Source organism: Sphingobacterium shayense, from assembly GCF_013179575.1.
Taxonomy (GTDB): domain Bacteria; phylum Bacteroidota; class Bacteroidia; order Sphingobacteriales; family Sphingobacteriaceae; genus Sphingobacterium; species Sphingobacterium shayense.
On the sequence record NZ_JABMCQ010000036.1, the window covers coordinates 1 to 20,206 of the forward strand.

General features: G+C 38.1%; 22 protein-coding genes and 1 tRNA gene. 11 read left to right on the top strand and 12 right to left on the bottom strand.

Annotation, left to right across the window (positions count from 1 at the left end; all coding sequences use genetic code 11):
• On the bottom strand, positions 1-894 hold an 894-nt coding region (locus HP439_RS06440), incomplete at its 3' end, for a pyridoxal phosphate-dependent aminotransferase (RefSeq protein ID WP_246229288.1).
• A gap of 141 nt (positions 895-1,035) precedes the next feature.
• On the opposite strand from HP439_RS06440, the gene HP439_RS06445 reads away from it, so the two are divergent.
• Positions 1,036-2,001 carry a bile acid:sodium symporter family protein gene (locus HP439_RS06445; protein ID WP_172389523.1) on the top strand — a complete coding sequence of 322 codons (966 nt, stop codon included), beginning with the start codon at positions 1,036-1,038 and terminating at the stop codon, positions 1,999-2,001.
• 116 nt (positions 2,002-2,117) lie between these two features.
• Here HP439_RS06445 and HP439_RS06450 read toward each other — a convergent pair whose 3' ends face one another.
• Entirely contained in the window at positions 2,118-2,912 is a 795-nt protein-coding gene (locus HP439_RS06450; RefSeq protein ID WP_172389524.1) for a S1/P1 nuclease, read from the bottom strand.
• A gap of 144 nt (positions 2,913-3,056) precedes the next feature.
• On the opposite strand from HP439_RS06450, the gene HP439_RS06455 reads away from it, so the two are divergent.
• Positions 3,057-3,590, top strand: a complete 534-nt coding sequence (locus HP439_RS06455) for a lipocalin family protein (protein WP_172389525.1) — start codon at positions 3,057-3,059, stop codon at positions 3,588-3,590.
• Between the two features lie 80 nt (positions 3,591-3,670).
• Here HP439_RS06455 and HP439_RS06460 read toward each other — a convergent pair.
• The 3 genes from HP439_RS06460 to HP439_RS06470 form a co-directional block, all read right to left on the bottom strand.
• Positions 3,671-3,744, bottom strand: a tRNA-Ala gene (locus HP439_RS06460).
• A gap of 226 nt (positions 3,745-3,970) precedes the next feature.
• Positions 3,971-4,333 carry a hypothetical protein gene (locus HP439_RS06465; RefSeq protein WP_172389526.1) on the bottom strand — a complete coding sequence of 121 codons (363 nt, stop codon included), beginning with the start codon at positions 4,331-4,333 and terminating at the stop codon, positions 3,971-3,973.
• Between the two features lie 31 nt (positions 4,334-4,364).
• A complete protein-coding gene (locus HP439_RS06470; protein ID WP_172389527.1) occupies positions 4,365-4,679 on the bottom strand; it encodes a hypothetical protein in 315 nt (104 codons plus the stop codon).
• 237 nt (positions 4,680-4,916) lie between these two features.
• Between HP439_RS06470 and HP439_RS06475 the strand changes: the two genes are divergently transcribed.
• Positions 4,917-6,332, top strand: coding sequence for an alkaline phosphatase (locus tag HP439_RS06475; RefSeq protein ID WP_172389528.1), 1,416 nt, complete (start codon positions 4,917-4,919; stop codon positions 6,330-6,332).
• 68 nt (positions 6,333-6,400) lie between these two features.
• Here HP439_RS06475 and HP439_RS06480 read toward each other — a convergent pair whose 3' ends face one another.
• Positions 6,401-6,799 carry a single-stranded DNA-binding protein gene (locus HP439_RS06480; protein ID WP_172389529.1) on the bottom strand — a complete coding sequence of 133 codons (399 nt, stop codon included), beginning with the start codon at positions 6,797-6,799 and terminating at the stop codon, positions 6,401-6,403.
• A gap of 157 nt (positions 6,800-6,956) precedes the next feature.
• Between HP439_RS06480 and HP439_RS06485 the strand changes: the two genes are divergently transcribed.
• A complete protein-coding gene (locus tag HP439_RS06485; RefSeq protein ID WP_172389530.1) occupies positions 6,957-7,319 on the top strand; it encodes a hypothetical protein in 363 nt (120 codons plus the stop codon).
• A gap of 29 nt (positions 7,320-7,348) precedes the next feature.
• Here the strand turns inward: HP439_RS06485 and HP439_RS06490 are convergent, their stop codons facing one another.
• The 3 genes from HP439_RS06490 to HP439_RS06500 form a co-directional block, all read right to left on the bottom strand.
• Complete coding sequence (locus HP439_RS06490; protein ID WP_172389531.1) at positions 7,349-8,455, bottom strand: serine hydrolase domain-containing protein; 1,107 nt, start codon at positions 8,453-8,455, stop codon at positions 7,349-7,351.
• A gap of 54 nt (positions 8,456-8,509) precedes the next feature.
• Positions 8,510-8,851: a hypothetical protein gene (locus HP439_RS06495; protein ID WP_172389532.1), complete on the bottom strand. Its 342-nt coding sequence runs from the start codon at positions 8,849-8,851 to the stop codon at positions 8,510-8,512.
• 76 nt (positions 8,852-8,927) lie between these two features.
• Positions 8,928-10,841, bottom strand: coding sequence for an ABC-F family ATP-binding cassette domain-containing protein (locus HP439_RS06500; protein ID WP_172389533.1), 1,914 nt, complete (start codon positions 10,839-10,841; stop codon positions 8,928-8,930).
• A 51-nt stretch (positions 10,842-10,892) separates the two neighbouring features.
• Here HP439_RS06500 and HP439_RS06505 point away from each other — a divergent pair, with 51 nt between their 5' ends.
• Positions 10,893-11,930, top strand: coding sequence for a quinone-dependent dihydroorotate dehydrogenase (locus HP439_RS06505; protein WP_172389549.1), 1,038 nt, complete (start codon positions 10,893-10,895; stop codon positions 11,928-11,930).
• 126 nt (positions 11,931-12,056) lie between these two features.
• On the opposite strand, the gene lysS is transcribed toward HP439_RS06505, so the two are convergent.
• Positions 12,057-13,775, bottom strand: a complete 1,719-nt coding sequence (gene lysS / locus HP439_RS06510) for a lysine--tRNA ligase (RefSeq protein ID WP_172389534.1) — start codon at positions 13,773-13,775, stop codon at positions 12,057-12,059.
• Between the two features lie 365 nt (positions 13,776-14,140).
• On the opposite strand from lysS, the gene HP439_RS06515 reads away from it, so the two are divergent.
• The 6 genes from HP439_RS06515 (at position 14,141) to HP439_RS06540 (ending at position 19,080) form a co-directional block, all read left to right on the top strand.
• On the top strand, positions 14,141-14,389 hold the full coding sequence (locus HP439_RS06515) for a type B 50S ribosomal protein L31 (protein WP_086949673.1): 249 nt from the start codon (positions 14,141-14,143) through the stop codon (positions 14,387-14,389).
• A gap of 79 nt (positions 14,390-14,468) precedes the next feature.
• Positions 14,469-15,668, top strand: coding sequence for a putative sugar nucleotidyl transferase (locus tag HP439_RS06520; RefSeq protein ID WP_172389535.1), 1,200 nt, complete (start codon positions 14,469-14,471; stop codon positions 15,666-15,668).
• Positions 15,669-15,680: 12 nt separating this feature from the next.
• Positions 15,681-16,448 carry a triose-phosphate isomerase gene (tpiA, locus tag HP439_RS06525; protein WP_172389536.1) on the top strand — a complete coding sequence of 256 codons (768 nt, stop codon included), beginning with the start codon at positions 15,681-15,683 and terminating at the stop codon, positions 16,446-16,448.
• 2 nt (positions 16,449-16,450) lie between these two features.
• Positions 16,451-17,290, top strand: coding sequence for a 50S ribosomal protein L11 methyltransferase (prmA, locus tag HP439_RS06530; RefSeq protein ID WP_172389537.1), 840 nt, complete (start codon positions 16,451-16,453; stop codon positions 17,288-17,290).
• Between the two features lie 5 nt (positions 17,291-17,295).
• Positions 17,296-18,666, top strand: coding sequence for a Mur ligase domain-containing protein (locus HP439_RS06535; RefSeq protein ID WP_172389538.1), 1,371 nt, complete (start codon positions 17,296-17,298; stop codon positions 18,664-18,666).
• An 84-nt stretch (positions 18,667-18,750) separates the two neighbouring features.
• Positions 18,751-19,080, top strand: a complete 330-nt coding sequence (locus tag HP439_RS06540) for a helix-turn-helix domain-containing protein (protein WP_172389539.1) — start codon at positions 18,751-18,753, stop codon at positions 19,078-19,080.
• 266 nt (positions 19,081-19,346) lie between these two features.
• Here HP439_RS06540 and HP439_RS06545 read toward each other — a convergent pair whose 3' ends face one another.
• Complete coding sequence (locus HP439_RS06545; protein ID WP_172389522.1) at positions 19,347-19,505, bottom strand: hypothetical protein; 159 nt, start codon at positions 19,503-19,505, stop codon at positions 19,347-19,349.
• A 131-nt stretch (positions 19,506-19,636) separates the two neighbouring features.
• A complete protein-coding gene (scpB, locus tag HP439_RS06550; protein WP_172389540.1) occupies positions 19,637-20,197 on the bottom strand; it encodes an SMC-Scp complex subunit ScpB in 561 nt (186 codons plus the stop codon).
• Positions 20,198-20,206 lie beyond the last annotated feature (9 nt).

The following is a 20,206-nucleotide window of genomic DNA, read 5'->3' on the forward strand; positions in this document are numbered from 1 at the left end:
TGCCTGTTTCATCTGTTGCACGCTTGCTAACCCCTCGTTGTAGGCGACGATTCCGGCACGTTGTGAGATGGAGCAAGTGCCCGATGTCGTTTGTCCTTGTAGTTTGTCATTGGCAGCAGCAATTTCTTTGTTTGACGCTATATAACCTAAGCGCCAGCCCGTCATTGCAAATGCTTTCGAAAACCCATTGACTATGATAACACGGTCTTTGATACTATTGAATTGGGCGATCGACTCATGCTTGTCTATGAAATTTATATGCTCATAGATTTCGTCCGACAGAATGAAAATATTTGGATATTTTTCAAATACTTTGGCGAGGCCTTCGAGTTCTGATTTACTGTAAACTGAACCAGTAGGATTACATGGTGATGAAAACATAAATAATTTTGTTTTCGGCGTAATCGCAGCTTCGAGTTGCTCTGGGGTGATTTTAAAATCTGATTCAATATCGGTATCGATAAACACGCTCTTACCTTGGGCCAAAACAACCATCTCTGAATAAGATACCCAGTACGGTGTCGGGATAATAACTTCATCCTCTGGATTGATGAGTGTTAAGATAACGTTGGAAAGCGATTGTTTCGCGCCTGTTGAAACGACAATCTGAGATGGCTCGTAATCTAAGCCATTTTCATTTTTCAATTTATCTACAATTGCTTGTCTTAATTCTGGATAACCGGGAACAGGTGAATATCTTGTGAAATTCTCATCAAGAGCTTTTTTAGCCGCTTGTTTTACGTTTTCCGGTGTATTGAAGTCTGGTTCGCCTACACTTAAACTAATAACGTTGACGCCTTTGGCAGCTAGCTCACGGCCAAGTTTCGTCATTTTTAGGGTCGCTGATTCGGATAAATTGTTAATCCTATCTGATAAATATGATGTCGTACTCATGATGATACAAAGATATTATATACACTTCATTAATCCCATCTAAATATTGAAAAAAAGGAAATATCTTTGTTGATTTTATCAAAATTTTTGAAGCGGTCGTTTTATGCGACGCAAATAGTATCTTCGATTAAATTTTTACGTATGAGCGTTAAATTCGACACTTTTATTATAGCATTAGTTCTATTCATCGTTTTGGCTTATGTTTTTCCGCAGCTATACCTGTGGAATAACGGAAAAGTGATCTCTTCGCTTACAACGATCGGTGTTTCGCTAATTTTTTTCTTTTACGGACTTAAGCTCAGTACTAACAATTTGACGAAGGGATTGCGGAACTGGAAAATGCACGTATTAATTCAATGTGGTACGTTTGTGGTGTTTCCATTTATTGTTTTAATTTTCTACCCACTGATTTCTGACGGTGGGCAAGAAGATTTTTGGCTTTCTTTTTTCTTTTTGGCGGTAGTACCTTCAACTGTTTCCTCTTCCGTGGTAATGGTTTCAATCGCTCGCGGAAATGTTCCCGCCGCAATATTTAATGCGAGCATTTCAGGAATGATCGGGGTTCTGGTTACCCCACTATTGATGCATTTTTTTTTAGACTTTGGAGACGTTAACGTTTATACTGACGTCTATTGGGGGTTAGTGAAAGAGATTATTCTCCCCGTAATTCTTGGGATTTTGTTACAACCGTATTTAGGTAAATTCGCGGCGCAGTATAAAAGGGGTCTTGGAAAATTTGATAAGCTTGTGATCCTTCTTATTGTTTATGGAAGTTTCGCGGAATCTTTTGAAAGCGGTGTATTCCGTACCGTCAGTTCGAGCTATTTGATAGGAGTATTTATTGGTGTAATAGTGCTTTTTTTCGTTGTATACGGTATACTATACTGGTTAAGTAAAACTGTCCTTGGGTTTAACAGAGAAGATTGTATAACAGTGCTGTTTTGTGGCTCAAAGAAATCGCTGACGCATGGATCTGTTTTTGGTAAATTTTTGTTTGTAAATTCTTCTGCCGCCGGTTTATATTTTTTACCATTAATGGTATTTCATGCGTTTCAAATTCTAGTGATTACGATTATTGCACAACGTTACGCTCAAAAGCAGCTCTAACGATCACTTTTGGCGTCTTAGAGGTATTTTTGACTAGAGCATAGATTTAGAGCAAAAAGCTTTTACCCAACATGTCTTCGAAAAAAAAGGTTTTTCTCTCGTTTTTCGATAGCATGCTATCCATATATTTCATTCAATTCTTTCGCTAACCGAATGCCGGCCTTTAAAAGGCATTCCTCCATTTTGTACTTGTTTTTGAAGATATATTCATAACGCAAGTTTCTATTTAACGCCATGTCAGCATAGATCTGGTTGGCAAGTTGATGGGATTCGTACAGCCACTCTATATAACCTTTCGCTGTATATTTTTTGTAATATGAGTCTGTATGCACATCTAGAATTTGTGCATATTCTGTGAAACTATATTTTTCATAATCTATCAACCGAGAATCCCAAACGCGATGGATATTGTCTTTTTCACCAAAGAACTCAACTTCAATTTTATTTCCTCCAAGATCTTCCGCGCGGCTGACATGCATAGGCTGATGAGCGTCGCCGATTAGGTGGATGATAAAATAAAGATATTCTTTTTGTGTTTGAAGATCATTGTTTTTTTGCTTCGCTTTTTCTTTGATTGAAAGATATGTATTGTAGATGTTATTCGTCTCTAAGGCCTGGATAGCTGATTTGAAGTCTTCGAAATTTAAATTTTTCGGGGTGTTTACAAAATGTGTGTTGCCTGTTTTGTTTAATCGGGGGTTTGGATCTGATTTGATAAAATCACCCCAGTTTGCCCAATAGGCCAACTTTTGTTTACCAATCAACTCTTCAATACTTCGTTTTGCCTTTTTATTGAGGTGATGTTCTGCTATTTCCGCGATAACGCGGTGGCCGGTCATGCCCCAGGCGTTAGCCCAGTCGTGTTGAAAAAGAAAAATAGAAAGCAGAACCAGTTTTAAAGTTGTTCTCATTTGTTTGTTTTAATTGCAAAGGTAAAAAATAGACGGAGAACAATAGCGAAGTGTAGTGTCAAAAAGATGGAAAATTATTCGATCAAGATGATTTGAATTTGTTTGTATCAGAAAACTTTTCCCCGATTGGCGTGTTTACCTATAATGGATAAGAAAAAATCGTTGCTTTTGCTTACTGCTGTAGCTGCAGGGACTACATTGTATAATTTATTGAAACCCATTCGGTCAAATGTCCCGGTTGTTCAGGAATTTGATTTAGATCGTTATCTTGGTGATTGGTATGAGATTGCCAGAATGGACTTCTTTTGGGAGAAGAACTTGAAGAACGTTTCGGCAAACTATTCGCTAAATGAAGATGGAAGTGTTGGCGTCTTAAATCAAGGGTTTGATACGGTTAAACAGAAAAACAAGCGTCGACAAGCGAAAGCATCTTTTGTGCGAAAAAAAGATGAGGGAGCGTTGAAGGTTTCGTTTTTTGGCCCTTTTTATTCCGGGTATAATGTGGTAAAAATTGACGAAAATTATAAGTATGCGCTTGTTTTTGGGGAGAATCTTGATTATATGTGGATATTATCGCGAGTTAGGTCTATTCCTGATTCGGTAAAAGAGATATATCTCAATTATGCCGAGGAATGTGGATATAATATCGAAAACCTTGTCTGGACTGTTCATGACTAAACAGATTTAGGGTAATTTCTTTTTTGTGAATTTTCTGTTTCCCATAAAACAGAAAAGGCACTAGAAAGTGCCTTGATTAGTGGAGAATATCGGATTCGAACCGATGGCCTTTTGGCTGCCAGCCAAACGCTCTAGCCAACTGAGCTAATCCCCCGCGCGACAAATGTACTATAATTTTGATTAAAGCTGCAAATAATTGTTAATCTTATTTTGCTAGTTTCTCTCAAATACTAAATCTATATGATATAACTGTGCTCTGTATCTATACGTTCGTGTTTTACACGTGTACTAATCGAAAAGGTTACAATAAAGGATGTTTTCTTTAAACGCAAGACGTAGGATAATACTTTAGCCCAAGCCCTAGTTGTTTCGCGATGAGTTTAAAGTATTATTTGTGTAGTGTAATACGTTTGATCCTGGATGATTTCTGATTTTATTGCTAATTTTCGTTGAACTCCGCCAACGAAAACTTTGATACTGACGTTTTTTGGATTAAGATCGTCAACTTGCAGAGTTAAAGAAAGATTGTCTCCTTTCCTATATTCGAGCTCCCTTTCCCAAAGTCCCGTGAATTCGGGGCTACTTGTCGAAAAATAACCTCCTTCATAAGATTGTCGTATGATCACAGTGCCTGGGTAGCTAGATGTGTCAAAGACCATTCTTAAAGTATTATCTTTAACATCGTCGCTTTTTGAACATCCACCTAGCAACGATATTGCCAAAATAATAAATATAATTCTCATACTATTTTCAAAAAAATCAGCTAATTGTCCTTTAAGAGTACTTAAATATGGGATTTAATATTGAATAGTCTAATGTTGGATCAGAGGTTATCAAGTTTGCAATTTCTTGTAAATCTTTATCGGTAATTCTATTTCCAATTCCTGCGTTAAAACGTTCAGTTAATTGCATGGCAGTCATGTAACGTTCTTGTTCAGTAATGAGTTTTGATCCTGTATAGAAATTGACAAGCGAGACACTGTATGTGATAAATGTGTCAATTGTAAATAGTATATTTTGTTGTACCGTATATCGCATCAATTTTTCAAAATCACTTACAATCATTTTTTTTATCTCGTTTGTCATCATACAAAAATAGCGTTTTCGTTATTAAAATCAAGTGATATATTAGTTCCTGCATTATTCTGTTTATAAGTTTTAATATTAACCGAATAGTGGCTATATTAAGGCATTACTTAATATTGAGTTCACATTAGGGGAGTATCTTTGAGTGGATTTAAAATTTATAATTAGGAAATAGCGAAATGCAGGCGCATTCCTCACACATATGGAAGTACCGATTTGTGTGTCTCCTGCACAATTAATATGAAAAAAACCAATTTAATTTTATGCTTGTTTTTATTTGTTTTTAGTAATCTATTTGCACAACAAAAGCCGAAATATATCTTCGTACTTATTGGTGATGGAATGGGGTTAAATCAGATTAATTTAACCGAGGTGTATTTAGCAGCTCAGCAGGATAAAAACGCGGTATTTCCCTTGAGTTTTAGCGTTTTTCCATTTGCCACTTTTGCAACATCGTACTCACTGTCCCACGGTATTACAGATTCTGCAGCGGGGGGAACAGCGCTGGCCGTCGGTCGAAAAACCAAAAACGGTGTAATAGCTATGGATAGTGCAGCGACGACAAGTTATAAAAGTATTGCCTATGCCGCAAAAGAGGCCGGATTGAAAGTTGGCATTACGACTTCTGTAAGTATTGACCACGCCACACCGGCGTCATTCTATGCCAACCAAGCGAATAGAAATATGTATTATGAAATCGGTTTGGACCTTATGAAATCGGATTTCGATTTCTTCGGTGGTGCGGGATTTTTAAGTCCTGAGAAAACATATGCAAAAGAGAAGGCTCCTTCGCTTTTTCCACAGTTTGAAAAGAGTGGTTATAGATTGCTTTATGGACTCAATGAATATAAGAATGTCGAAAATAAGGGAGATAAAATTATTTTAATGAATAATAAAGGGGAAGATAATGTGGCCCTGAAATATGCCATTGATCAAAAAAGTACGGATATGAAATTGGCAGATATAACAGATGCCGCTATTCAATCGCTTTCGACTGATAATGAAAAAGGATTCTTCTTGATGGTTGAAGGCGGAAAAATTGATTGGGCGTCACATGCTAACGATGCTGCAACGACTATAAAAGAGGTGTTAGACTTTAATGAAGCCGTGAAGCGCGTCATTGCATTTTATGAAAAACACCCCGAAGAAACCCTGATTGTCGTGACTGCCGATCATGAGACGGGTGGTATTGGTATTGGTAATGGAAGTAGTCGTTTAGAGACAAAAATCCTTGCGGAACAACGTGTTTCTCACAAGGAGCTTTCCAATCGAATTTCTGCGTTACGTGGAGAAGGAAAGACACCAAGTTGGGAAGAGGTTAAAGGTGTGTTAACGGAGAATCTTGGATTATTTTCGACGATAAAAGTGAAAAATGAGGACGAGGAAAAACTACGTGGAATATATGAAAGATCGTTTGTTGACCATCAAGACCAGACTGCTAAAAGTTTGTACGCAACAGATGACAAGTTAGCGAATGAGGCTCTGAAGGTTTTAAATCGGATTGCTACGGTATCTTGGGCTTCAGGAAATCACTCTGCTGCTTATATACCGGTGTTTGCAATCGGAGCGGGGTCAGAGATTTTCTCTCATAAAATGGAGAACGTCGATATACCTAAGAAGATTGCCTCCGTTGCAGGATGGCAGTTGGCGAACTAATCGTTTATTATTGACATTACTCAAGTAAAACTGCCTGCAGCAGTTCGAACAGTTGCAGGCAGTTTTGTTTAAAAGGATTGCTCGTGATCGTCTTCGACCTTTTCGAGCGTTGATATTCCTCGCTCTAATGATACGGGGTTGTCCAATATCATAAAGCTTGTTACACGAATCTCTGCTACATGGCGACGTATTTCGTGAACGTCCGTGTATTCACGATAAATTAAGGATCCTTGGACTAGAATCTTCGTGCTTTTTTTGCAGTTTTTTAGTAATTTTTCGGCCTGCTTTCCCCAAAAAACAAGAGAGTGCCAATAGGTCATCTCTACCCATTCGTCCTTGCTGTTTTTTGTGTATTCGTTAGTTGCCAAACGAATATTTGCAACTTTGATTCCCTGAGATGTAGAGTTTATTTCTACATCAGCACCTAAACGTCCAATCAATTGAACTGCATTTACCAACATGTTCATAAAAAAAATTGTAAATCATAAACTGTAGTGTTAAATTTAACACATCAAAACACTTTGCTTTGACGAAACAAAAGTGGTAATGATCTCAACAACTAGTCGGTTGTTAATCAATTATATATGCTTACAAGCGTTTTTAAACGTTTACAATCGAATCAGTATGATAGCAGAAAAAGTATGCTTGGATTGCGGAAATCTTCTCCGTGGACGCTCCGATAAGAGATTTTGTGATGACGCTTGTAGGAACTCCTACAACAACAGATTGAATAGTGTTTCAAGTGCATTAATTAGACGGGTGAATGGAGCACTTAGAAAAAATCGAAAGATATTGGAAGAACTTCTTGGAGCGGAAAAAACGGTAAAAATAGCAAAAGATCTTCTTTTGACGAAAGGACTAAATTTTGAGTATTTTACAAACCAGATTGTCAATGCAAAAGGGCAGGTTTACTACTTTGTGTACGAATATGGTTACTTGGAACTCGATCAGAATATATTTCTTATTGTTAGACACAAGGATAACTGAGCTTTTAAGAAAATAGTCCGTCTGTTCTCTTATTCATAACTTTTTGCGAGTTCGGGAATAAATTTTTTCCAATTTACATCGCCTGTTTTAGTTCCCAGACGAACAATAATCAGGTTTTTTCCCGGGTTAACGTAAATGTACTGTCCCAATAATCCGTCTGCGGTAAAATCTCCGTCGCGCGATGGTAACCACCATTGATATTGATAATTCCATACACTGCCCTCCGCGGTATCAATCTTGGTTGATTCTTCAACCCATTTTTCCGATATGATTTGTTCCCCGTCCCAATTCCCTTTACGTAGGTACAATCGTCCTAATTTTGCGAAGTCACGCGCTCTAGCGTTTACACAGCAAAATGTTTTTTCCAAGCCGTTCTTTTTTCTATCTATACTCCAGGTACCATCGTATTCCATTCCAATAGGTTTCCATATCTTTTCTTCAAAGTAATCGGAAATTGAACGGTTGCCGAGTGCACGTTCTAATACTAAACCCAATAGCTGTGTTTGGCCGCTTGTATATTCGAATTTTTCGCCAGGTTGCCTAGCTAGTTTTAATTTTGAAATCGCCTTGCGTAAGTTTATTCCGTAATAAAATGTTGCAACATGACCAAATGGATTTTTGTATGCTTCATTAAAATCTAAACCGGAAGTCATCTGTAGAAGATGTTTAATAGTTACCTGCTCGAAACCATTTTCAGCAAGTTCTGGGATATAATTGGTGATAGGTTCGTCTATCGATTCGATTAGCCCTTCATCCAAAGCAATTCCAATTAACATTGATGTAAATGACTTGGCCATGGAAAAGGAAGCAACAGTGGAATGCTCGTTGTACTCATGGAAGTACTTTTCATATAATATCGTGTCGTTTTGTATTATCAAAAATGCGACAGAATGGTTTTCCGCGATGAACTTTTCAAACGATACGTCTTGGTTATTATAACTTATTGTTTGAGGAATCTTCGGTGTATCGGAATAAGGAAATAAAAATGGTTTTTGAGGAGCCTCTAGCACGCGGGCCGGAAATATTTTATAGTCAGTAATGTTCGCATAGTTATGGTATATGAATCGGCCTAGTTTACAAGATTGTAAAGTAAATACGATAATTAGGAAAGTCAGGTATGTTAGTCGTCTGTCCATCTAAATTAAAGATAACACTTCTAATGATTGGATACAAAATGAATTGGCGCTTTATTAGGGCATGGCTGAATTGGTTTTTTCCCCGAAAGTTACCATAGCCATCCCACATACGATAACTAGTGATCCTAGAATCTGTATCCAAGAAAGGGGTTGCTTAAAAAACAGCGCCATCGCTAATTGAACTGTCAGGAAGGTCCCTCCCGAACATAAAGCAATCACAATAGGTTGGGGAACAGTTTTAAAAAGTTGTATCAGTACCCAACTAGCCGAAAGAAGAATAACATTACCAACTATTAACGCAATCCAGTGATACCTAGAGTTAATCCCTCCGTATTTGAATATAATACTTGAGATGATCTGGCAGGCCCAAAACGTAATAAAATAGATAGTCTTCATACCATTTTTAATAGTTGTGTGTGGATAGGTCTATCCTTTATTTGTGTGCACACAGATAAAGGATAGACTATTGCACTTAAGTTTCTAATTCCATGATTTCCTCGGCAAGCGTTTCCCAGTTCTCCTGAAGTTGAACGAGCAGCGCCTTTTCCGAATTGTATGTTCGAGTAGTTTCCTGTAGCTTTTTGGAATCGCTATATACAGATTCGTCTGCTAGGTGCAGTTCGAGTTTTTTTACTTCTAGATCTTTTTGGTTAATTCTTTCCTCAAGCTGTGAAAGTTCCTTGTTTTTGCGTAAAAGAGTGCGCATTTTGTCTTCCGAAGAGGTATCTTTTTCTTTCTTAGGTTCTTCCTTAACAATTTTCTTTTCTTGTTTAGTCGGAGATTTTAGCGTGCGCTTACTGTTCCAGACTTCAAACTCTTCATACGTTCCAGGATATTCTTTGATTTCTTTATCCTCAATGAACCATATTTTATTAGCGACGTGGTCGAGGAAGTAACGATCGTGGGATACAACGATCAAAGTCCCTTCATATTGTTGAAGAGCCTGGATAAGAATATTAACGGAAGCCATATCCAAGTGGTTAGTCGGCTCATCTAGTACTAGGAAGTTTGCGTCCGCTGTTAGCGCCTTAGCGAGCGCTACTCGCGATTTTTCGCCCCCAGATAAAACCTTTATTTTTTTAAAAACATCATCCCCAGTAAACAAGAAGCAGCCAAGTATTGAGCGTAGCTCCGTCTCTGTATGTTTGGGAGCGAAACCGACGAGTTCTTCTAAAATCGTATTTTCTAAATGTAAAGCTTCCAGTTGATGCTGTGCAAAAAAGGTCTGGGAGACGTTATGGCCTTTTATGTTTGTGCCGGAGAACTCATTATCGGCGTCGGCGACGATACGCAATAAAGTCGATTTACCTTTCCCGTTGGCGCCGATGAGTGCAATTTTATCGCCTTTTTCAATGATTGCGCTTGTATCGCTGAGGATCTCAAGATTAGGATAAGATTTCGAAACATGTTCCAACGTTACTACATGTCGACCTGATGGTTTTGAGAATTTGAAGCTGAAGTTTACCACAGGATTGTCATCATCGATATTATCAACACGTTCCATTCTATCTAACGCTTTGATCCGTGATTGTACCATTTTTGCTTTGCTTGCTTTGGCTCGAAAACGTTCAATTAGTTTTTCTTCCTGCTTGATTTTTGCCTGTTGATTCTTGAACTGGTTGCTTTGAATCTCTTCACGCATCGATTTTTCCTCCAGATAATAGGTGTAGTTTCCGGCGTAAGCTGTCAGTTTTCCTTTTCGAGACTCCACTGTTTTATTAATAATACGATCCAAGAAATAGCGGTCATGGGAAACAATAACGATAGACCCATCGAAGGATTGTAAATAATTTTCTAACCACTTAATTGACGGTAGGTCAAGGTGGTTGGTTGGTTCGTCTAAAAGTAATATATCTGGTGTTTGAAGTAAGATACGCGCGAGCATAACGCGCATCCGCCATCCACCGGAAAAGGTTGCTAACGGACGCTGCTGTTCTTCGTCGGAAAAACCGAGTCCGGCGAGTATCTCGTGAGCTCTAAATTCGATGTTATAACCATCTAATGCTTCAAACTCGGTTTGCTTATCACTTAATTTATTTAAAATATCATCCGAGTAATCGGTTTCCAATTTCTTCAACAGATTTTCAATTTCCTCGTGCAATTGATTTTGACGTTCAAAAGCCTCCATAGCAACCTGCACAATGTTTTTTTCAGAATGATAGGATAGAAGATCCTGATTTAGATAACCAATTTTCAAATCTTTGGCCATCGATATTGATCCTGAAGTTGGAGTGTAGTCGCCGACGATGAGTTTTAATAAAGTCGATTTTCCCGCGCCGTTTGCGCCGATTAATCCAGCTTTATCACCTGGTTTTATATGCCAATTCGCCTCGTCATAAAGTGCGCGCGAGCCCAGTTCGAATGTTAAGTTATTTATTGAGATCATTTCAAAGCAAAAGTAATGAATATTTCTGCATCTTTGGCTACCTTTGCGCATATGTATAAACTAGTCAAACCATTATTTTTTACGATGGATCCTGAGACTGCTCATTACCAAGTGACGGGCGGCCTTCGCAAATTTGGTAACGTGTGGGGGATGAAATCGTTATTAAGATCTATGTATACAGTGGAGGACCCGCGTCTGGAGAGAGAGGTTTTTGGGCTTAAATTCAAAAATCCGGTTGGGTTAGCAGCTGGGTTTGATAAAAATGCAGAGTACATAGACGATATGGCAAATTTGGGTTTTGGATTTATTGAGATAGGTACCGTGACACCGAAGCCGCAACCCGGAAACGATAAACCGCGGATGTTTCGTTTGGTAAACGATGCCGCATTGATTAATCGAATGGGGTTTAACAATCAAGGGGCCGATGTTGCTGCGGGAAGATTAAGAAAACTTAAAGAAAGGCAGAGTCTTATTATAGGTGGAAATATTGGTAAGAATAAAATAACACCGAATGAAGAAGCTGTAAATGATTATATCTATTGTTTCAATGTTCTTTTTGATTATGTTGACTATTTCGTAGTTAATGTAAGTTCTCCTAATACTCCAGGGCTACGCGACTTGCAAGAGAAGGGCCCGTTGAAAATGATTTTAAATCAGCTCCAACAGCTTAATCATACGAAGTATACACAGAAGCCTATTCTGCTCAAGATTGCACCAGATTTAACCGACTCGCAATTAGATGACATTATTGAAATTGTCTTGGAAACACAGATAGCAGGCGTGATTGCCACCAATACGACTATTTCAAGAGAAGGGTTACATAGTAATCCATCGTTGTTGAAGGAAGCTGGAGGTGTTAGTGGAAAGCCATTATCAGCGCGTTCCACACAGGTAATAAAATATTTGCATGAGCATTCTAAAGGGGCTTTTCCGATTATAGGGGTTGGAGGGATACACTCTGCAGCAGACGCAATAGAAAAGTTAAATGCAGGTGCTAGTTTGATTCAGCTGTATACCGGTTTCATTTATGAAGGACCGGCCATTGTCAAAAAGATTTGTAGGGAACTTCTATCCAAAAATAAGTCGTAACCTGACCGTTTTCACGTGTAACTTAATACACTAAGGTTAACTGAACGAAAAAAATATTTTTTTATAATAAAAAGCGGTTAAACGAGAGTCGTTTAACCGCGGTATATAGTGTTTTAAAATAGGTGCTTAGTTAAACCAGTCGAGTACATTGTCTTTAGACGGCATCCCGATTTCAAGCTTTAATTTTTTTCGCATTCCACCCAAGTCATTAAATACTTTATTTGGATTCGCAGATTTTAGTTCCTCGATCGTATTGAATCCCATTTTTTGAAGTACAGGAACCCATTCTTCAGGAATACCTTGAGCCACATAGTCTTCAATGCTTGCTACCTGAACAATTTTTTCTGGACGCATTTGGGGGAAGAACAACACCTCTTGGATAGACGCATTGTTAGTTAAGAACATTGTTAGTCGATCCATACCGATACCCAATCCCGATGTAGGAGGCATTCCATATTCTAACGCCCGTAAAAAATCTTGATCGATAAACATTGCTTCATCATCGCCCTTTTCTGAGAGAGCGAGTTGATCTTCAAAGCGTTCACGTTGATCTATGGGGTCGTTTAATTCAGAATACGCATTAGCAACTTCCTTACCACAAACCATGAGTTCAAATCGTTCCGTTAATTCTGGATTGTCGCGATGTTTCTTGGTTAGTGGAGACATGGATACTGGGTAGTCCGTGATGAAGGTTGGTTGAATATAGTTTCCTTCACATTTTTCGCCAAAAATCTCGTCAATTAATTTTCCTTTGCCCATTGTTTGGTTTACCACAACTCCCATTTGCTTCGCTGCTTCACGAATCTCGTCCTCGGTTTTCCCATTAATGTCAAAGCCTGTGAATTCAAGTATTGCTTCTGCCATGGTAACGCGTTTGTACGGTGCGCGAAAATCTATTTCATGTTCACCAAAAACGGCCTTTGTGGTTCCGTTTACCTGAAGTGCACAATGTTCTAATAATTGCTCGGTGAATTTCATCATCCAGTTGTAGTCTTTATAGGCTACATAAATTTCCATTACAGTAAATTCTGGATTATGAGTTCTGTCCATACCTTCGTTGCGGAAGTTTTTTGAAAACTCATATACGCCTTCAAAGCCACCAACAATTAGACGCTTCAGATAGAGCTCATTTGCGATCCGCAGATACAATGGAATATCAAGGGCGTTATGATGTGTGGTGAACGGTCGGGCGGCAGCTCCACCAGGAATCGATTGCAGTACCGGCGTTTCTACTTCCATGTAGCCAGCGTTATTGAAAAAACCTCGCATAGCGGTGAATAACTTGGTACGTTTTACGAAGGTTTCTCTATTTTGGGGGTTGACAATCAGATCGACATAACGCATCCGATAGCGTTGCTCAGGGTCTGTAAAAGCATCAAATGTTTTTCCATCGGCTTCCTTTACAATAGGTAACGGTCTTAACGATTTGGTCAGAATCGTTAGTTTATCGACGTGAATTGAGATTTCACCGGTTTGAGTGGTGAAAACATATCCGTCGACACCCACAATGTCTCCGATGTCTAAAAGCTTTTTGAAAACAGTGTTATATAGAGTTTTGTCTTCACCTGGGCAAAGATCATCACGTTTGACATATGCTTGAATTCGCCCGCTGGAGTCTTGCAATTCCATGAAGGAAGCGCTTCCCATTACACGGCGAGACATGATTCTTCCTGCTATTCGGATATTTTTATAATTAATTTTATCCCTGTCGTAATTTTCTAATATGTCAGCTGTAGAAACATTCACTTCAAACTCATCTGCGGGATAGGGGTCGATACCTAAATTGATAATGGCTTGGAGGTTTGATCTACGTTGCTGTTCCTGTTCCGATAATACAGTACTCATGATTAATGTAATGTGCTAAATAAGAATGCAAAAGTAGCAAAAAAAAATTATCATGCACCAGACAGTAGTTAAAAATTGGGAGATAGAATATGGAGAATCAATATTTAGTATAGTTCGACTTATATATTCTTTCTTTTTGTTGTACACCTTGCATAAGGGTCTAAGCATTTACGGTTGCCTTAAGTGGCACTGTTTAAGCGTGTTGTTTTAAATATTATTTATAAAATACTATCTTTGTAGCCAGCAAGTGTAGCAGAAGTTCTAGAAAGTAGAACTGTTAATAATTATTCTTTTGTTTTTTTTAAAGAATAGATTATCTTTGCACCTCAATTGTTGAGTAGAATATTACGTAATCATAAGATAAAATGAAAAAAGATTTGCATCCATCAAACTACAGATTAGTTGTTTTTAAAGATATGTCCAACGACTATGCTTTCGTAACTAAATCGTGTGTAGATACAAAAGAATCAATTACTTGGGAAGATGGGAATGAATATCCATTAGTAAAATTAGAGATTTCTCATACATCACACCCATTCTATACTGGTAAAATGAAATTGGTTGATACGGCAGGTCGTATCGATAAATTCCGTAGCCGTTACAACAAGAAGTAATATCGCTGCGTAATAGAAAGACAAGATTATCCCGATAGGTTCGCTTATCGGGATTTTTTACGTATTTTTAAACTGGTTTATGTTAGAAATTGTATTACATGACCGCGCGGATTGGCGTGGGCATTTTTTACCCTTAGTTTTTACACGTCCTGTGGGCGACTTGCGCGTCGGTATTTTGACATTTCGTGAAAAATGGCAACTTATATTCGGGTGCAATGTGACGTTCTATACTGAGAAATTTCTTCAGCAAAAGTTCCCCGAGCCTACGTCAAATAAAGATTATATAGTCATCGCGGCAAATACCTGCCCTGATATGCAGCTGGTTGAAGCCATCTCAAGTTTGCCTGAAAATACAGTTTTAGAACAGGATGGGCAGTGGATCGCTTATCGAACGCCGCACCCCATAGACGATCCTTACTGGGATACAGTTCACAGGGTAGAATATAAGGCAGATTTTGCGCAACTTTTAAATCTTGAAGATGTTTTTCTTTTCAACCGGACGCAGCTGGTATTTGATTATGAATTGCTGACAATAGATAGGGAATCGTCTCCTTTAGATCCGTCAAATGTCGTTATTGGCAATCAACTTTTTGTTGGACAAAACGTAGAGGCACTGGCGAGCACTTTTAACACTGTAGATGGACCAATTTTTATTAATAATCACGCTGTAATTGAGCAGGGATGCCATATTAAAGGCCCCGTGGCTATTGGCGCTGGTTCGCGGGTGAAGATGGGTGCTAGAATTTATCCGAATGTTACAATCGGTCCCGGATCGACTGTTTCAGGCGAGATCAATAACACGGTAATTTGGGGGAATAGCGCGAAAGGTCATGACGGTTATCTGGGATCGTCCATAATAGGAGAGTGCTGTAATATCGGGGCGGGGACGAATAATTCCAATTTACAAAACAATTGGGGGGAGGTATCGGTTTATGATTACGATCTGACTGGCCCTCGAAGAACGAACCAGTCGAAAATTGGAGTTATTATGGGAGATTATGCAATGTGCGGTATTAATTCGTCGATAACGACTGGAACTGTTATAGGTGTTGGAGCACAGATTGCGAAGTCAAATTTTATTCCGAAATTTGTGGCTGATTTTATGTGGCTAACAGAGACAAAGCAAGAAGAATATCGAGCGGATAAATTTGAGCTAATGTTAGCAAATCGCGCGAAGATAAGAAAAGAGGTAGTAGATGAGGGTGATGTTCGTATATTGCGAGAAGTTTATCGACTAACAGAAAAAATTAGAAAAGAATTTATAACTAAGAAATACTAATAATATAATAATATGCGTAAGAACATTGTTGCAGGAAACTGGAAGATGAATTTAGATTTCGAAAAAGGGATTAGCCTTTTTTCGGAGATTGTCAATATGGTAAAAGATGAAGTCGTAGGTGATCAGCAGGTGGTTGTTTGTAGTCCAGCAATCCATTTATCCAGCATCGCTAAACTATCAGCAGCAGTAAGAAATGTGAGCGTGGGCGGACAAAATATTCACCAAGCGGAATCAGGGGCTTTTACGGGTGAGTTGTCAGCATCGCAAGTTAAATCTACAGGTGCAGAGTACATTATTTTAGGTCATTCCGAAAGACGTGCTTATTTTGGAGAGACCGATGCGTTGTTGGCAGAAAAAGTAGATGCGGCGTTAGCGAATGGTTTAATCCCTGTTTTTTGCATCGGTGAAACCAAAGCAGAACGTGAAAGCGGAAAATTTTTCGACATTATCGAATCTCAATTAACAGACGGTATTTTCCATTTAGGCGCTGATGCATTTTCAACAATAGTGTTAGCATATGAACCTGTTTGGGCTATCGGGACAGGCCTTACAGCGTCTCCAGAGCAGGCACAAGAAGTTCACGCTTTTATTCGTAAGACAATAGCCGACAAATACGATCAGCATGTTGCAGAGAGTACTAGTATTTTATACGGAGGAAGCTGTAATCCAGGGAATGCCAAAGAATTATTTTCGCAAACGGATATCGACGGAGGCTTAATCGGCGGAGCATCATTAAAGTCTCGCGACTTCTTAGATATCGTTAAAGTGTTTAATTCTTAATAATGAGGTATTCATCCGTCACATTTACTTCTAGAGGTATACAGGAATGGCAGAAAGATTTGCTTATAGCTTCACTTGGTGAGATTGGTTTCGATACATTTGAAGATAAAGAAGATGGTTTTTCCGCATATATCCCTTCGGCGAATTTTGATGTGCAGGCTTTAGAAACGCTTTTGTTGGCGGATACCAATGGCTTTGATGTTCATTACGTTGTTGAAGAACTCAAGGATGAGAATTGGAACAAGCTTTGGGAAAGCAATTTTAGTCCTATCATCGTAGGCGATAAATGTTATGTTCGGGCGACTTTTCATGAAGATCGGCCGGACATGCCCTATCAAATAATCATTGATCCAAAAATGTCATTCGGTACTGGCCATCATCAAACAACTTCATTGATGCTTAGCTATATACTAGAAGGAGATTTTGAAGACAAGGATGTTCTTGATATGGGATGTGGAACTGGCATTTTAGCTATATTAGCCATCAAGCGTGGTGCAAAATGTGCATATGCGGTGGATTACGACGAAATTTGTGTGGCAAGCGTGGAAGAAAATAAGGTATTAAACAATATTGGTCAAATAACGTCTTCTCTAGGATCCAAGGAACAGCTTGATGGTTTGCAATTTGATGTTATTTTAGCCAATATCAACCGTAACATCCTCTTGGATCAGTTCGATCAGTACGCCTTGTGTAGCAGACCTAGTTGCGTTCTTTATATAAGTGGCTTTTATAAACAGGAGGATTTAGCAATACTGAAAGCTAAGGCTGAGTCTGTAGGATACAGGTTTGAAAACGACAAGGAGCTGGACAACTGGTGTGCAGCAAAATTTATTAAGATTTAAAAGGCATGCGGATTCATTTTATCGCAATCGGTGGAGCAGTGATGCATAATTTAGCCATTTCTTTGGCTGGGCAAGGACATCAAGTGACTGGGTCTGACGATCAGATAGTCGAACCATCCAAATCGAAATTACGGAATGCGAAACTTTTACCGGAGACACTCGGTTGGTTTCCAGATAATATTACTGAAGATATTGATGCTGTAATTTTAGGAATGCACGCGGAGGCAACAAATTCTGAATTACTTCGTGCTCAGGAGTTAAATATTAAAATCTACTCCTTCCCCGAATTCATTCAAGAGCTAAGTCAAGATAAAACACGTGTGGTCATCGCTGGTACATATGGTAAGACAACCATTATGAGCATGATTATGCATGTGCTTAAAAAATTAGGCAGGGGATTTGACTATTTGGTCGGAGCGAAATTGGAAGGGTTCGATTCGTTAGTTAAGTTAACGACAACCAACAAGATCATCCTTCTAGAGGGGGATGAATATTATGCTTCACCAATTGATCATCGTTCAAAGTTCCATCTTTTTAACCCCAATATTGCATTAATAAGTGGAGTTGAATGGGTGGAGGGAAGTATAAACATCGACAAAGAGGAATATTTCAAGCAATTTGAGACCTTTATAGATACAATCGTAAGTAAAGGCACATTAATCTATAATAAAGAAAATGCGAACCTACGAGAGATTGTAGAGGAAACCTCTGAATGTAAAATAAACAGGCACGGTTATACACTGCCAGAATATTCTATCAATAAGGGGATCACATATTTGCATTTGGGAGAAGATCGTATTCCGCTACAAGTATTTGGTAAACTAAACTTATCGAATATCGCTGGTGCGTATACAGTTTGCGAATGGCTTGGTGTGAAAAAGGCCGACTTTTATGATGCAATTAAAGATTTTAAAAGTTCAATTCGATATCTTGAATTTGTGGCAAGTAATAATGAAAGTGTCGTTTACCAGGACTATTTGTACTCACCGTACAAATTGCGTACTAGTATCCATGCAGTGAAAGAGCAATTTCCCGAGCAAGGGCTAGTTACTATCATTGAGTTAAATCCTTATGATATATCTGATAAAAATTTTCTTTATCAGTATAAAGACGCTATGAAAGAGTCCGATCATATCGTTGTTTTAGTAAATCGAGCAGCAATAAAGGATAAAAATATAATAATAGGAAATTTGAAAAGGCCGGTGGAAGATGCAATTAACCACGAAAATTTCACATTTTTGACAGAAGTAAATTCATTAGAAAACTACTTAGATTCTTTTAAATCTTTGGGCTACAATCTTTTATTTATGATATCACCTAATCAAAATAGCCTTAATATTGCGAGCCTGGCGGACACCTTCTTTAAAAATCATTAGTTATAGTCAGACGTTTATGTTTCGTTAATATTTTTTTTATTACTTTTGATCGAAGAAAAACATTATAAGAAAAACAATTTACCAATGAATGCATTAGGAAAGAAAATTCGTCTATTGCGGCACCAAAAGGGATGGAGCCAAGAGGATGTAGCCAAGCGATTAGATATATCTATTCCAGCGTTTTCAAAGATTGAAACGGGAATTACAGATGTAAATCTATCAAGATTGAATCAAATTTCGAAGCTTTTTGGGTTGTCACTTGTTCAGCTATTGTCGACCTCGGATTCAGAGGAAGATAAACAAGTTCAAGACGAAATCAACGAGTTGACTAAAAAATTGCAATTTCGTGAATCAGAGGTGATAGAGCTGCAGAAGAAAGTGATAGATCTATACGAGCAATTGCATAAGAAATAATTTATCTAAATAGGTAAACTATCTAAATAGGTAAAAGGGTCATGTTATTTCACATGACCCTTTGTGTATTTTCGTTTTTGTAAAAATTATTTCTAAAATGCAGATCGTTCCGGTTTGAATTGTTAAGGTTTTACTAAGTAAAAAATAACAGAGAAACGGTGCGTATTCGCACAAAAGGTTCGTGAAAATAAAAATGTTAACAATTACAAATAGTTAAGTTATATATCTGTAATTGTTAACAACCCCATTAATTTAATTGACGTGATCTACAAATCGTCATCGTCATCGAAATCACCAAACTCACCGATTGAATCGAGTTCTTCTAGGTCGAAGTCATCGTCAAAGGTATCATCTGCATCGTCTTCCGGACCATTAAAATTGATGATTTCATCAACTAAAACGTCGTTTTCTACCACTTGCTCCATAATCATTGCCTGTTATAAAAAGATAAACCTTGTATGTTTTAACAAGCGTAAAAATAAACAAGAATATTATAACTTTAAATTTTTTTATTTTTTTTATATTCTGATTGACAGAGTGTTGTGACGTGTGTGTTCTACTCTACAGTTTCTCCTATTCTATTTTCATCTGAAATGATGTCCTTTAGTTGTGGAAGGTCCTTTGGTGAATTAATACCGAAATGTTGCATAAACTGGTCACTCGTCGCGTACAATAAAGGTTTGCCAATTGAATCGGATTTTCCTGCAATTTGTATCATGTTTCTTTCTAACAAACGCTGTATTGAGTAATCACAGTTGACACCTCGAATCTGTTCCACTTCCAATTTCGTAATGGGCTGACGATAGGCTATTATCGCTAAGGTTTCTAACGCCGATTGACTAAGCTTTTTTCTATCCTTGTGCGCTTGGAGCTGATTGACGATTTCATGATAACCTTCTTTTGTAAGAAACTGGTATTGGTTATTCATTACTTTTAAACTGAAAACTTGGTCTTCGTCTCTGTATTTACTTTCAATCTTTTTAATAAATTCAAGTACTTCCTGTTTATTGATATCAATGGCAAGTGCATCCTGAAGGACTTGTTTTAATTCATTTGCGCTGATACCTTCTTCTGCAGCGAAGATAGCAGCTTCGATATTTAATTGTATATCTTTCAAAATCTTTTG

Excerpts from the sequence above, each read along its gene's own strand:
- HP439_RS06495 (WP_172389532.1), bottom strand. The coding sequence starts at position 8,851 with ATGAAGACTATCTATTTTATTACGTTTTGGGCCTGCCAGATCATCTCA.
- prmA (WP_172389537.1), top strand. The coding sequence starts at position 16,451 with ATGAGGTATTCATCCGTCACATTTACTTCTAGAGGTATACAGGAATGG.
- lysS (WP_172389534.1), bottom strand. The coding sequence starts at position 13,775 with ATGAGTACTGTATTATCGGAACAGGAACAGCAACGTAGATCAAACCTC.
- HP439_RS06520 (WP_172389535.1), top strand. The coding sequence starts at position 14,469 with ATGTTAGAAATTGTATTACATGACCGCGCGGATTGGCGTGGGCATTTT.
- HP439_RS06490 (WP_172389531.1), bottom strand. The coding sequence starts at position 8,455 with ATGGACAGACGACTAACATACCTGACTTTCCTAATTATCGTATTTACT.
- tpiA (WP_172389536.1), top strand. The coding sequence starts at position 15,681 with ATGCGTAAGAACATTGTTGCAGGAAACTGGAAGATGAATTTAGATTTC.
- HP439_RS06470 (WP_172389527.1), bottom strand. The coding sequence starts at position 4,679 with ATGATGACAAACGAGATAAAAAAAATGATTGTAAGTGATTTTGAAAAA.
- HP439_RS06475 (WP_172389528.1), top strand. The coding sequence starts at position 4,917 with ATGAAAAAAACCAATTTAATTTTATGCTTGTTTTTATTTGTTTTTAGT.
- HP439_RS06540 (WP_172389539.1), top strand. The coding sequence starts at position 18,751 with ATGAATGCATTAGGAAAGAAAATTCGTCTATTGCGGCACCAAAAGGGA.
- HP439_RS06445 (WP_172389523.1), top strand. The coding sequence starts at position 1,036 with ATGAGCGTTAAATTCGACACTTTTATTATAGCATTAGTTCTATTCATC.
- HP439_RS06535 (WP_172389538.1), top strand. The coding sequence starts at position 17,296 with ATGCGGATTCATTTTATCGCAATCGGTGGAGCAGTGATGCATAATTTA.
- HP439_RS06500 (WP_172389533.1), bottom strand. The coding sequence starts at position 10,841 with ATGATCTCAATAAATAACTTAACATTCGAACTGGGCTCGCGCGCACTT.
- HP439_RS06505 (WP_172389549.1), top strand. The coding sequence starts at position 10,893 with ATGTATAAACTAGTCAAACCATTATTTTTTACGATGGATCCTGAGACT.
- HP439_RS06450 (WP_172389524.1), bottom strand. The coding sequence starts at position 2,912 with ATGAGAACAACTTTAAAACTGGTTCTGCTTTCTATTTTTCTTTTTCAA.
- HP439_RS06485 (WP_172389530.1), top strand. The coding sequence starts at position 6,957 with ATGATAGCAGAAAAAGTATGCTTGGATTGCGGAAATCTTCTCCGTGGA.
- HP439_RS06480 (WP_172389529.1), bottom strand. The coding sequence starts at position 6,799 with ATGAACATGTTGGTAAATGCAGTTCAATTGATTGGACGTTTAGGTGCT.
- HP439_RS06465 (WP_172389526.1), bottom strand. The coding sequence starts at position 4,333 with ATGAGAATTATATTTATTATTTTGGCAATATCGTTGCTAGGTGGATGT.
- HP439_RS06545 (WP_172389522.1), bottom strand. The coding sequence starts at position 19,505 with ATGGAGCAAGTGGTAGAAAACGACGTTTTAGTTGATGAAATCATCAAT.
- HP439_RS06455 (WP_172389525.1), top strand. The coding sequence starts at position 3,057 with ATGGATAAGAAAAAATCGTTGCTTTTGCTTACTGCTGTAGCTGCAGGG.
- HP439_RS06515 (WP_086949673.1), top strand. The coding sequence starts at position 14,141 with ATGAAAAAAGATTTGCATCCATCAAACTACAGATTAGTTGTTTTTAAA.